Annotated in this window: 8 protein-coding genes; 5 read left to right on the top strand and 3 right to left on the bottom strand. The window is 69.3% G+C overall.

What is annotated here, in order from left to right:
* Nucleotides 1-140 precede the first annotated feature (140 nt).
* The 3 genes from ACQBAU_RS18360 to ACQBAU_RS18370 are packed head-to-tail and all read left to right on the top strand — an operon-like array spanning nucleotide 141 to nucleotide 7314.
* Nucleotides 141-2009, top strand: a complete 1869-nt coding sequence (locus ACQBAU_RS18360) for an alpha/beta hydrolase family protein (protein WP_465257181.1) — start codon at nucleotides 141-143, stop codon at nucleotides 2007-2009.
* Nucleotides 2006-3625 (top strand): type 2 periplasmic-binding domain-containing protein, encoded by a 1620-nt coding sequence (locus tag ACQBAU_RS18365; RefSeq protein WP_465257180.1) that lies wholly within the window; start codon nucleotides 2006-2008, stop codon nucleotides 3623-3625. The genes ACQBAU_RS18360 and ACQBAU_RS18365 overlap by 4 nt, the downstream gene beginning before the upstream one ends.
* Nucleotides 3622-7314, top strand: coding sequence for a heparinase II/III domain-containing protein (locus ACQBAU_RS18370; protein ID WP_465257179.1), 3693 nt, complete (start codon nucleotides 3622-3624; stop codon nucleotides 7312-7314). The genes ACQBAU_RS18365 and ACQBAU_RS18370 overlap by 4 nt, the downstream gene beginning before the upstream one ends.
* 74 nt (nucleotides 7315-7388) lie before the next feature.
* Here the strand turns inward: ACQBAU_RS18370 and ACQBAU_RS18375 are convergent, their stop codons facing one another.
* Nucleotides 7389-8258: a carbohydrate ABC transporter permease gene (locus ACQBAU_RS18375; RefSeq protein ID WP_465257178.1), complete on the bottom strand. Its 870-nt coding sequence runs from the start codon at nucleotides 8256-8258 to the stop codon at nucleotides 7389-7391.
* Between the two features lie 13 nt (nucleotides 8259-8271).
* Entirely contained in the window at nucleotides 8272-9270 is a 999-nt protein-coding gene (locus ACQBAU_RS18380; protein WP_465257177.1) for an ABC transporter permease, read from the bottom strand.
* Between the two features lie 281 nt (nucleotides 9271-9551).
* Between ACQBAU_RS18380 and ACQBAU_RS18385 the strand changes: the two genes are divergently transcribed.
* Together ACQBAU_RS18385 and ACQBAU_RS18390 are read left to right on the top strand one after the other, a co-directional pair.
* Nucleotides 9552-10436 carry an alpha/beta fold hydrolase gene (locus ACQBAU_RS18385; protein WP_465257176.1) on the top strand — a complete coding sequence of 295 codons (885 nt, stop codon included), beginning with the start codon at nucleotides 9552-9554 and terminating at the stop codon, nucleotides 10434-10436.
* A gap of 33 nt (nucleotides 10437-10469) precedes the next feature.
* Nucleotides 10470-10970: a methylated-DNA--[protein]-cysteine S-methyltransferase gene (locus ACQBAU_RS18390; protein WP_465257175.1), complete on the top strand. Its 501-nt coding sequence runs from the start codon at nucleotides 10470-10472 to the stop codon at nucleotides 10968-10970.
* Nucleotides 10971-11222: 252 nt separating this feature from the next.
* Here ACQBAU_RS18390 and ACQBAU_RS18395 read toward each other — a convergent pair whose 3' ends face one another.
* Complete coding sequence (locus ACQBAU_RS18395) at nucleotides 11223-12647, bottom strand: L,D-transpeptidase family protein (protein ID WP_465257174.1); 1425 nt, start codon at nucleotides 12645-12647, stop codon at nucleotides 11223-11225.
* Between the last annotated feature and the right edge of the window lie 19 nt (nucleotides 12648-12666).

Consider the following 12666-nt stretch of genomic DNA (forward strand, 5'->3'; position numbering starts at 1 on the left):
ATCAGGAGCGCCGTAACGAAACCGCGACACCTCCAGATGCGGTCTCGACGCCGGGCTCGAACGGCCCACACACTGCACTGACCGACATCGGCCGAGCAGCACGCCGCGCAGTGTTGCGGTGGAACGGGAGCGACGTCCCCATGGACATGAAGGCCTTCCTCGACGCGTGTGCGACGGAGCACGAGACGTGCCCGTTGCCCCGAACGGGCGCCGACGTGACGCAGTGGCAGGTCGAACGGCGGGCCGAACTCCTCGACACCTGGGGCCTCACCCATCGCCTGGCCGAACGGGACGAAGCGCCGTCCAGCACCGTCACCGGCACCCTCGACCGGGGCGACCACACGATCGACAAGCTGTGGTTCGAGGCCTCCCCGGGGTTGGTCGTCACCGCCAATCTCTACCGCCCGTCGGACCACGCCGACCAGCCACGGCCGGGTGTCATCTACCTGTGCGGTCACCACCCCGAGCAGAAGAGCCACTACCAGGCCCATGCCCGCCACTTCGCCCGCCACGGCTACGTCTGCCTGATCATCGACACCCTGCGCAACCCGGAGCTCCCGGGGCACCACCACGGCCTGTACTCGATGGAGGCGTTCAACTGGGTCAGCCGCGGCTACTCCTCGGCCGCCGCCGAGGCGTGGATGGGGATGCGGGCGTACGACCTGCTCAGCAACCTCGCCGAGGTCGACGGCGATCGGATCGGCATCACCGGCCACTCCGGCGGCGGCGCGATCAGCTGGTGGCTGGCCGCCCTGGAGCCACGGATCGCGGCCGTCGTCACGTCGTCGGGCACCGGCGGCGAACGGTCCCACCTGGTGCACCACACCCTCGACAGCCACTGTGACTGCTACTTCCCGGTGAACCCGGACGCCCGCCCGCTCGCCGAGACCTACGCGTTGGTGGCACCACGCCCGACACTCGTGCTCGGGCCACTGCGGGACTCGGTGTACGAGGAAGGCTCGGTCCGCGACACCGTCGACCGCCTCGCCGACTGGTATCGCGGCGAGGCCGGGCAGCCGTGGCCACTCGAGGTGTTCCAGTTCGAGGCGGCGCACATGTACACCCCGGCATCCCGCCGCCGGGCGTTTGCCTGGTTCGACGAACACCTGCAGGGCCGACCGGCCACCAACCCGGACGACATCGACGACATCGACGACGACGACCTGCCGCATCCCGAGCTGTACGTCTTCGCCGACGGCAGCGCGCGGCCGGACCATCGCAACGACACCACCGCCGACTGGCTGACCCGCGGCCCGGCCCGTACGACACCGAATGACCTCGCCGTGCTGGCCGACCGGATCCGCCAGCGCTGCTTCGGCTTCGCCGACCTGTCCGCACCGCTCGAGGCGCAGGTCACCCGGCACTACCTGCGCGGAACCGTCGCCCACCGCACGTTCGACTTCGTCACCGAGCGCGACTGGCGGATCGGCGGCCAGTTCCGGCGCGAACCTGATCATGACCACTCGGCCGGGGTTGTGACGTTGTTGTCCCGTGACGACGACCGCCCCTGGCCGTACCTCTTCACCGAGGAGGACGCCGACGACGTGGTGCTGGCGGTCCGGGGCACCGGCGACACGGCCTGGCATCCGCGCCAGGACTGGCACCTGCGCCGTGGGGCAGCGCTGCTCGGTCGGCCGCTGGGCGCGATGCGCACCTTCGACGTCCTGCGCGGGCTCCGTGCCGTCCGGGAACTGTTCGGCCTCACCGACCTGACGCTGCGCGCCACCCGGGAGATGGTCGCCCCGGCCGTCATCGCCACGGCGCTCGACCCGACCGTGACGACCCTGGTCCTGGACCGCGTTCCCGAGTCGCTGGACCTCACCGACCCGGCAGCCCGCGCCGCCGTCGGTGACACCTTCACCCCCCAGGCCGAGATCGCCCTGCTGCTGCACCACACCGATGTCCCCGACCTGCTCGACCTCCTGCGCGATCGCGTGCAGGTGATCCTTCCTCAGACGTCCGGGCACGTGCCCGGCGACCATCCGCAAGAACCCAAGGAGTTCTCATGAATCGCCGCTCGCTGTTGTTGGGATCGTTGTCGCTCACCGCTGCGGCGGCAGGGCTCGCTGCCTGTTCACCCGGCGAGAGCTCCGGTGGCTCCGGAGGCACCGGTGGACAGGCGGCCGCCGAGGCTCCGGCGTACATCCCGTTCCCGGGTGTCACCCCCGACGGCGAGGCCACCGCCGACGGCGTGATGGCCATGTTCAAGACCTTCCCCGCCGAGCGGCCGACGTACGAGACGTCGGTCCCCGAGGGCATCGAGCCGGTCACGATCCTGAGCCAGACCGACGGTGCGGCACCACCCGTCCTCGCCGAGAACCGTTACTGGCAAGAGCTCAACAAGCAGCTGGGCACCGAGCTCGACTTCAACATGGTGCCGCTGGCCGACCTGGCCGCCAAGCAGGCCGTCGCGATCGCCGGCGACGACGGACCCGACCTGATGCAGGTGAAGGGCCGCAAGAGCATCCCGCAGATGTCACAGATGCTGGAGGCGAAGTTCGCCGACCTGACCGACGAGCTCAGCGGCGACGCGATCAGCAAGTACCCCGGTCTGGCCAACATCCCGACGAACTCCTGGCAGGCGGTGATGTTCAACGGCCGGATCATGGGCGTACCGCAGCACACCGGCGCGGTGGGCGACATCCTGTTCACCCGCGGTGACGTGTTCGACGAGCTCGGCGTCTCCCCGGCGGTGTCGGACGAGAACGAGTTCATCGAACTGTGCAAGGCGTTGACCGAGCCCGGGAAGCGGTGGGCGTTCAACAGCGCCACCACGATCTACCCCTACTTCCGCGAGTGCCTGGGCGTGGCCTTCGAGTGGGACACCGACGACACCGGCAGGCTCACCTACTACGCCGAGACCGAGGGTGCCCGACAGGCGCTGGAGTTCACCGCCCGGCTGTGGAAGGAGGGCTACATCCACCCGGACGCCTTCGGTGGCGCGGGGGCGTACGTCGAGTGGTTCGCGAGCGGCACCACGGTGATGAACCGCGGCGGCTTCCGGTTCGCCGACATCGTGCAGAACGCGAACGCCGAGTCGAACCCGGAGCTGCGGGTCGGGATGATCAAGCCGTTCGGCTTCGCCGGTGCCACCCCGACCAAGCACCTCACCAACGGCACCGCCGGCATGACGGCGATCAAGAAGGGATCGCCCGAACGCGTCCAGGAACTGCTGTCGGTGTTGAACTTCCTGTCGCCGCCGTTCGGCACCGAGCAGTCGCTGCTGCGCAACTACGGTGTCGAGGGCGAGCAGTTCGAGTTCGTCGACGGCGAACCGGTCGTCAACGAGAAGGGTGCCGCCGAGTTGCGGCTCCCGCTCAGCTACACCGCCCGGCCGCCGCAGGTGCTCTACTCCCCCGGACGTCCCGAGTCGGCCCAGGAGCAGTACGACTACCAGGTGGCCACCGTGCCGACCGGTGTGCTGAACGCCGTCGACTCGTTGTCGTCACAGACCGACGAGCGCACCGGCACCGCCATCTCCCGGGTGCTGAACGACGTCCGCGACAGCGTGATCCAGGGCCGGGCCACCCTGGCGGACTGGGACGAGGCGGTCGAGAACTGGCGCAAGAGCGGCGGCGACAAGATCCGCGAGGAGTACACCGCCGATCGGGACGCCAACCAGTGAACGCCTTCACGGTCAGCCGGCGGACCTTGCTGGCCGGTACGGCAGGGCTCGGCGTGGCGGCGGGAGTCGGCGTCGCCGGTGTCCCGTCGCCCGCCGGCGCGGCCACGCCCGCGCTGCGGTTGTCGGCCGATCGGTGGGCGGTCGCGGCGTCGACCGCCCACGGGCCCGATGCGGACGGCCGTCTCCCGGCCGCCGACTGGGCTGCTGCCGACGAGTTGGTCGGCTTCGAGGAGTTCCACTCCGGTGAGTCCGCCCCCGACGTGGGGGTGGCCGTGCTGGCCGGGCCGTCCCGGCTGCACCTCCGGCTCCGGATCAGCCGACCCGAAGCCGCACGCCCCGACACCGTCGAGCTGCTGTTCCGCTCCCCCGCCTCGCCGGACCTGTTCCGGCTGATCATCCCGGTCCGCTCGGCCGCCGTCCCGCCGCAGGGCTCCTGGGGCGAGACGACGGTCCGGACGTTCCGGACGATCGTCCCGGCCGTGACGGACACGGCAGGCGAGTTCACCGCCGAGTTCGGGATCGCCTACAACTCGTTCGGCGGCGCCACCGGCACGGCGGGCCAGGAGTGGGCGTTCAACGCGATCGGCCTGTACGGCGTCGGGGACCGGCCTTCCTGGGCGTGGACGCCGCTGCGTGGCGCGATGGTCTCCGACACCGGAAAGACCGTGCTCACGGTGCTGTCACCGCTGCACGAGGAGGACCGGCTGGGGCGGATCTTCCTGCGCTCGCTGCCCTCGGGGTGGGGTGAGCCGTGGCGACCGGACCTGGTCGAGGCGACCGTGATCGACCGGACTTCGCACAGCATCGTCGTCTCCGCGCCGCCGTGCACGGTGGCCGACGTGGCGCTGGCCTGGGCCGAGCCGCGACAGGAGTGGTCGCCGATCGGTACGGCACGCCATCGACGCCGCCCGCTGCGGGGCGACGCCAGCGGTCTGACGGTGTACGTGGACCACCCGGCCATGACCGAACCCGGCCGGCACAGCCTGCAGATCACGCTCACCGGCACGGACGGATCGACCTGGTCGACGATCATCGACCATGATCGGGAGGGCTGGGTGCGGTACGCGGCCGCCACCCTGCCCACCGGTGCCGGCGGTGGCACCCGTACGCCGGTGTCGGCGCAGCCGTCGGCCGAAGCCCTTGCCCTGTTGGAGATGGTGCCGGACCGGTCCGGGATGTACTTCTGCGGGCTGCCGGAGGATCCGTCGCTGCGTCCCGAACGCGTGTTCACGTTCGATCCGGCCAACCCGTCGGTGCTGACGAGCTCGCACAGTGCCCTCACGTACCCGAACGAGCAGTACCCGGAGTCGCACTCGATCGAGGTCCCGGTCGGCGACACCACCGTCAACTACCCGTACCACGAGGACGCCGACGGGCGTCGCTACTTCTTCAGTGCCCACCTGTGGTACCTGAAGCGTCAACACGTACTGATGGCGTTGCCGGAGCTCGCCGAGACCGACCCGGCGGGCACCGCACGGATCATCCACGCCTTCGCGCAGGCGTACCGGACCTACGTCCCCACCAACGACTACATCTGGCACAACTACCCGGTGTCGCCGCAGTCGGGGCCGCCGTACCCGTCGTGGGGCGGCGTGTGGGCGCGCTGGTCCAAGTCGGAACTGTGGTACCTCGGTGAGCTGGTGCGGGCCTACCTGTTGATCAAGGACACCTCCGCCTTCGACGACCTGTCCGCCGAGCTGGGCGTCGACGTCGAGCAGTTCGTGATCAACGAGATGTTCGTCCCGTCGACCGCGTTCATCGACACGTTGCCGACCAGCCACTACAACTACGCCAACTGGACCGGACTGGCGTTGATGGGTCGGGCGATCCCTGATCCTGATCACGTCCACAAGGCGACCGAGCTGCTGAACGAGTTCGTCGACCAGAACTTCCTGTTCGACGGCTTCCACCTGCTGCAGACGGTGTCGTACCACATCCAGTTGGCCGACGGGACCTTCGGCACGATCGACGCCATCGACGGCTGGACCGACCCGACCGGGTACGTGTCGCCGCGGACCGGCCTGCGGCTCGAGGACGCCGACCTGCGGACGACGCTGCCGGTGCTGGCGCAGGTGGAGCGGCTGCCCGGCCGACTGACCTACCCGAACGGTCGCGCGCTGCCCGTGCAGGACACCTGGCCGTCGCAGCTGCCGGCCGATCCGGAGCTGGGCTCGGGGACGTGGAACCTGCCGGCGAGCGGGATCGTCCGCCTGGCCCGCCCCGGTGCCGACGGCGCGGACGCGGCCACGGCCTACCTGGAGTTCCATCCCAAGTACCTCGGCCACATCCACCAGGACGCACTGAACCTGTGTCTGTGGGACCAGGGCCAGGAACTGCTGCCCGACGTCGGCTACACCCACACCAACTACCGGATGTGGACGCGGTCGCAGCTGGCGCACAACACCGTCGTCGTCGACGGCGCCGACATGGTCGTCACCGGACAGGCCCAGCACGGCGGGTCGTTGCGGGAGCTGATGGTGACCCCGGAGGTGCAGTTCGCCAGTGCCGAGCAGGCCGGCGCGTACGACCAGGTGTCGGAGTACGCCCGCGACCTGCTGATGATCAAGGTGCCGGGACGCGACCGCAGCTACTACGTCGACCTGTTCCGGGTGGCCGGTGGTGACCGCCACGAGTACACCCTCAACGGGGACGCGAACGCCGAGTCGACCGCCAGCACCGACGTCCAGCTGGAGCACTACGGAGATCACCTGCTGCCACCGGGCGTGGTCGTCACGCCACCGACGAGTGCGACCGACACCGGTGACGCCGAGGGCCACTACTACGGCTACATCTACGTCCGCGACGTGAAGCATGGCACCCCGGGGGCGGGGGTGGCGACCGTCGACTTCAGCAGCGCCGAGAGCTTCCCCGGCGAGCCGTACGGGGCCGGGCTCCGGGTGCACCTGGCGACCGAGGACGGGGACGAGCTGTTCCTCGGCCGGTCGCAGTGCCTGCGGGCCACCCGGCTCGAGGGACGTCCCAGCGACATCAACAGCATCGCCGAGGACGGACCCGGGGTGCCGCGGTACACCATGCCCAAGCTGGTGCTGCGTCGCGAGGGCACGGCACTGAGCAGTCAGTTCCGGGCGATCATGGAGCCGACGCCGGCCGGTGGGTCCAGTGAGATCGCTGCTGTGCAACGGCTTCCGCTGACCGGATCGGCCGACGCCACGGCGTGGCGGATCACGTTCACCTCCGGTGCCACGCACCTGGTCCTGCTCAGTCCGACGGGCCAGCCGGTGTCGGCCGGTGGGGCCGAGCTGGTCGGCCGCGGTGGGGTGGTCCAGCTCGAGGAGGGCCGACAGCCTCGACTGTGGTTGGTCGGTGGCACGTCGCTGCAGTACGACGGCGTGGCGGTCAGCGACGCCGGCGAGTTGACCGGCGAGTTGGTCGGTGTGCTGCGTACCGCCGGCAGTGACGCGAGCAACGCGCTCGTGGTGTCGGGATCGTTCCCGGCCGACGTGGTGGGCCGGTACGCGGTGGTCCACCACCCCGACGGTTCGAGTCACGGCTACCGGATCGAGGGGCACCACACCGACGGATCGACCACCACGTTGGAACTCGGGCCAGCCACGGAGCCCGGCCTGGCCGGGAACCCGGCCGACGGGTTCGCGTTGGCGTACCACCCCTTCACCTCGTGGGACGGCGCCCATCAGGTGTCGGTGCAGGCGATCGCCGGCAACGCGTGACGCAGGCCGGCGGGTCGGACCGGTTGATCAGCTCGTCCACGAGTTGGTCGACCGGTCCGTCCGCGTTCGGCTGATCAGCCCTTCACCGCGCCGATCATCATGCCCTTGGCGAAGTGGCGCTGCAGGAACGGGTAGACGACCACGATCGGCAACATCGACACCACCACGATGGCCATCTGCAGCGCCTGGGTCGGCGGTGCCGCGATGCCCAGGTCGGTGGCGCCGCTGGCGTCGATCGTGGCGTTGTCCACCACGAAGGTGCGCAGCACCAGCTGGATCGGCCACTTCTCGTTGTCGTTGAGGTAGAGCATCGCGTTGAAGAAGGCGTTCCAGTACTGCACCGCGCTGAACAGGCCGATCACGGCCACGACCGCCTTCGACAGCGGCAACACGATGGTGAGGAAGATGCGCCACTCCGAGGCGCCGTCGACCCGGGCGGCGTCGATGATCTCGCCGGGGATCTCCAGGAAGAAGCCGCGCACGATGATCACCTGGAAGGCGGTCACGGCCGGCGGCAGGATCAACGACCAGTAGGAGTTGATCAGCCCGAGTTCCTTGATGGTCAGGTAGAGCGGGATCATGCCCGGAGACAGCAGCATGGTGAGCAGGACGCCGAACAGGATCGGCCGGTGGCCCCAGGAACCGGGTCGGCTCAACGAGTAGGCCAGCGTCGTGGTGGCGGCGACCGCGATGAGGGTGCCGACGACGGTGACGCCCAGTGACACCAACAGCGCACGGGGCACCAACTGGCCGGACAACAAGGTGATGTAGGCGTCCAGGGACGGTGCGGTCGGCCACAGCACGTACCCGCCGGCGTCGGCGATCTGCCGTTGGTCGGCGAGGCTGGTGGCGACCACCATCAGGAACGGGATGATGACCAGGGCCACCGCGACGAGCAGCACCACGCCCTTGAGGGCGCGGGCTCCGATACTGGGCTTTTCCATGCCCACGATGTGTTCAGCCACGTGTGTACAGCCCCGATTCCCCCATGGCGTGCGCCAACCGGTTGGCGCCCAGGATCAAGATGATGCCGACGGCTGCCTTGACCAGGCCGACCGCCGTGGCGACGCCCCAGGCGCCGCCGATGATGCCGTTGTTGTAGACGTAGGTGTCGAGCACCTCGGAGGCGACCAGTCCCACGGCCGGCTGCTGCAGGATGATCTGCTCGAAGCCGACGGTCAACGCGTCACCGAGGCGGAGGATCAGCAGCAGCACCGCCACCCCGCGGATGGCCGGCAGGGTGACGTGCCACATCTGACGCATCCGCGAGGCCCCGTCCACCGAGGCCGCCTCGTACAGCGATGCGTCGACCCGGCTCAGTGCGGCCAGGAAGATGATGGTGCCCCAGCCGGCGTCCTTCCAGATCACCTGCGCCGAGATCAACGGGATGAACAGGTCGGGGTTGCCGATCAGCTGCAGGGTGGGCAGGCCCAGGTCACGCAGTCCGGTGTTCACCAACCCGGCCGATCCCAACAGGTGTTGGAAGATCGCCACGATCACGACCCAGGACAGGAAGTGCGGGAGGTAGAGCACCGACTGGACGACGCGCTTGATGTTCTCGCTGAGCAGGGAGTTCAGCAGCAGCGCCAACGCGATCGGGACCGGGAAGGCGATCACGATCTGGATCAGCGAGATGATCAAGGTGTTCTTGAGGGCGTTCATCAGCAACGGGTCGCCGTTGAAGATCACCCGGAAGTTCTCCAGGCCGACCCACGGGGAGTCGAGGATGCCGATGTAGGGCTGGTAGTCCTTGAAGGCGATGATCGTGCCCAGCAGCGGGAGGTACTGGAACACCAGCAGCAGCACCATCCCCGGCAGGCCGATCAGCACCAGGAAGCGGTCCCGCTTGAACCGTCGCCACCCCATGGCCCAGTGACCGGGGGTGTGATCGCCGGGTGGGATCGTCGGTGCCGGGTCGGTCGTCGCGACCACCGCGTCCTCCTGGAGTGTTGCCATGGGCTCGGCTCGTCCTCCTGCTCCAAGAACCTGATGGTTGCCATTGTGTCCAGCTCGTCTGCTCACGACTGCACGCCAGTGTCGCCAATCAAAGGCAGGGCCGTCGATATACACGGGGAACAACGTCACGGTTCCGTTACAGGCTGGGACATCATGGACACCATTGTGTCCATTGCGTGTCGGGTTGGTCGCCGTCGAGCCCCCGAGGGAAGGCGCACGATGGGTCGGCGGCCGCGTCGGGTAGCGTCCGGGCGGACCGCTCATCCGCACCGGAGGCACCGATGACTCTCATCCCGCCCGGCAGCACCACGACCCACGTCACCGTCGACGGCAACGAGCTCCGGGTGCTGACCTCGACGGCGACTCCGGCGCACGATCGAACACCCCTGTTGCTGGTGCACGGCGGCGGCAGCGACAACGCCGCGATCTCCTGGTACGAGATGTTCGAGGCGTTCGGCGAGGACCGTACCGTGATCGCGCCGGACCTCCCCGGTTTCGGCGGCTCCATCGACGTCACTCCGGTCGGTGGTGCGGACCAGATGGCCGACGTTGTCGCAGCGGTGGCCGCCGAACTCGACATCTCCACCGCGACCGTGGTCGGGGTGTCGATGGGCGGGGAGGTGGCGCTCCAGCTGGCGCTGCGGCATCCCGAACTCGTCGCCGGGGTTGTGGCGATCGCCCCGGGCGGGTTGGTGGGGGTGTTTCGCAACAAGCCGGCCCAGTTCGGCGCCTGGCTGGCAGCACACCTCCCCGACGTCCTGCTGCGCCCGCTCGCCCGGGTCGCGAACCGGTACGTCGACCGGGCCCTGCGTGCCATGGTCAAGGACCCGGCGACCCTTCCCGAGGAGGTGGTGGCGGAATTCGTCGCCGAATCGCAGCTCCCGGACGCGGGGATGGCGTACGGCCGGTACAACCAGGCCTCGCTGGGCCCGCTCTCGATGCGGAACAACCTGCTACCGGTGGTGGAGCGAATCACCGTACCGGCGCTGTTCTTCCACGGCGCCGACGACCCGCTCGTCCCGCCCGAGGGGTCCCGCGAGGCGGCACGACGGATGCCTGACGCCGAGCTGGTCCTCGTCCCCGACTGCGGGCACTGGGCGCAGCTGGAGGCAGGCGAGCGGTTCCGGACCGAGCTGCGCAGATTCCTTGTCCGGTTGGACACGTAGCCGACGCCACCCGGCCGTACGATCATTGCTGACATGACCAGGCACACCGTGATCGACTCGCCCGTCGGACCCCTGATGCTGGTCGCCGACGCGGAGTCCCTGAGCGGCTGCTACTTCACCCCGCATCAATACCCGCCGGACCGGATCGGCGAGCGGGTCGCGGGCGACGCCCTGTTCGGGTCGGCCGCCTCCCAGCTCGGTGAGTACTTCGCCGGCGAGCGGACCGCGTTCGACTTCCCGCTCGCCCCGACCGGGCCGGACCTGCACGAACGGGTCTGGCGGCGGTTGGTGGAGATCCCGTACGGCGGGCGGATCACGTACGGCGAACTGGCCGTCGAGCTCGGCGATCGGGCGCTGGCCCAATCGGTCGGGCAGGCGGTGGGCCACAACCCGATCTCGATCATCATCCCGTGCCACCGGGTGGTCGGGGCCGACGGCAGCATGACCGGCTTCGCCGGCGGCATCCCGCGGAAGCGGTACCTGCTGGACCTGGAGGGCAAGGACACCCTGTTCCCGCCGGAACCGCCGGGCTGACCCGGGGGCCGCGTCACCGACCGGGTCGGGTCCATTCGAGGGTGTAGCGGAAGAACAGGGGCGGTGTCGGTGCGGTCCCGGCCGTCGGTGTCACCGGAACGCCCGTGAAGATGGGCGCCACAGCGACACAGCTGGACGCATGTGTCGCCGACGTCGCTGTGGCGCCCAACTTTACGAGCCTCCCGTGATTTCTCGGGGCTGCGACGTCTCGACGAGCTCGACGGGCGTGTGGCGGCTCCAGGGCGCCGGCGGTCAGGTGGTGATCACGACCTTGTCGCCGGCCTTCAGGTAGCGCATCACGATCTGCATCTCGGTCAGGGTGACCGAGACGCAGCCGGCGGTGGCGCCCGATCCGTGCACGTGCAGGAAGATGCCACCGCCCCGGCCCATCACCTTCGGGTTGGACTTGCGGTTGAAGTCGAACACGACGGCGAGCCGGTACTGGGTGGTGAAGTCGCGCAGCCGTTCGGCCTCGTGCTTGTCGAAGCCGCCCGCCGAGCCCTTGCGGGGTTCGTTGTAGATCGACAGCGCCGCCTTCTGGTCCAGCACCCAGTAGTCGTCGTTGGTCGTCACCCGGTACGGCATCTGGGTGGTCGGTGCGGACCCGTTGCCGAACGACTCGGTCATCAGGAACGAGCCGCGCGGCGTGGTCCCGGTGTTCTGCCTCCGGTCCGACCACCACACGGTGCCGCCGTAGCCCAGCCGGGCGGTGGTGTACACGACCCGCAGGAAGCCACAGTTGGTGTTCGTCCGGGTGAGGTGGCTGAAGGTGGCGTAGGTCTTCGACGTCTGGTCGACGATCATCACCGTCCGTTGGCTCGCCGACACGTCGACCCGCTTGCCGGCCACGGTCGCCGTGCACGAACGCCAGGCGGTGGAATGTGCCGGGGTGCTCCGGCCCAACGACGGCGTGGTCACCGTCGTGACCCCCGTGCTGCGGGTCCAGTCCATCCGGCCACCGGTGAAGGTCTGGTGGCACTCGGTCCCGGAGCACACCTCGTTGCTGGTCGGGTAGCGCAGGTAGCTCCGCTCCCACCCCAACGACGACCACGTGTTGCGGATCGAGCCGCGGATCCAGTGCGCCCCGGTGCCCGGGGACCAGTAAACGCTGCCCTTCTGGAAGTGCTGGTAGCAACCGCTGTTGACCAATCCGCAGCGCTCGCTGGTGGTCGGGTAGCCGAGCAGGCCCCGCTCCCAGCCGGTACTGCCCCACAGGCTCCGGATGCCGCCACGGGACCAGTGTGCGCCGATCCCGGGGGCGTAGTGGATGCTGCCGCCCTCGAAGTGCTGATAGCAGCCGCCGCCGGTCAGCCCGCAGTTCTCGTCGGTGGTCGGGTAGCCGAGCACGCCCAGCTCCCATCCGGTGCTGCGCCAGGTGTTCTTGATCGCCCCGCGGGTCCACTTCGCCCCGGTGTCGGCGGTCCAGTAGATCGAGCCGTGCTGGTAGTGCCGGAAGCAGCCGCCCCGCACCAGCCCGCACTGTTCGTTGTTCACCGGGGCGCCCAGGATCCCCGACGACCCGCCGAGCTGGGCGTACCGCTGCGCAATCGGGCTGGCGGCGACGGCGGGCACCGCGAGCACCGTCAGCAGGACCGCGACGGCGGCACCGACGAGGACGACGAGCCGTACGCGGGGTGCACCCACCGCGGTTGGCGTGGACGTTGACAACTCCGGCATGACCACGACTCCCTGTGGT

Origin of the sequence: Carbonicoccus niuqiaonis (genome assembly GCF_050157065.1) — a bacterium.
Taxonomy (GTDB): domain Bacteria; phylum Actinomycetota; class Actinomycetes; order Propionibacteriales; family Propionibacteriaceae; genus Avipropionibacterium.

What these genes read in the sequence shown, in the direction of transcription:
- ACQBAU_RS18360 (WP_465257181.1), top strand. Translation starts at nt 141, where the DNA reads ATGGACATGAAGGCCTTCCTCGACGCGTGTGCGACGGAGCACGAGACG.
- ACQBAU_RS18375 (WP_465257178.1), bottom strand. Translation starts at nt 8,258, where the DNA reads ATGGAAAAGCCCAGTATCGGAGCCCGCGCCCTCAAGGGCGTGGTGCTG.
- ACQBAU_RS18380 (WP_465257177.1), bottom strand. Translation starts at nt 9,270, where the DNA reads ATGGCAACACTCCAGGAGGACGCGGTGGTCGCGACGACCGACCCGGCA.
- ACQBAU_RS18365 (WP_465257180.1), top strand. Translation starts at nt 2,006, where the DNA reads ATGAATCGCCGCTCGCTGTTGTTGGGATCGTTGTCGCTCACCGCTGCG.
- ACQBAU_RS18395 (WP_465257174.1), bottom strand. Translation starts at nt 12,647, where the DNA reads ATGCCGGAGTTGTCAACGTCCACGCCAACCGCGGTGGGTGCACCCCGC.
- ACQBAU_RS18390 (WP_465257175.1), top strand. Translation starts at nt 10,470, where the DNA reads ATGACCAGGCACACCGTGATCGACTCGCCCGTCGGACCCCTGATGCTG.
- ACQBAU_RS18385 (WP_465257176.1), top strand. Translation starts at nt 9,552, where the DNA reads ATGACTCTCATCCCGCCCGGCAGCACCACGACCCACGTCACCGTCGAC.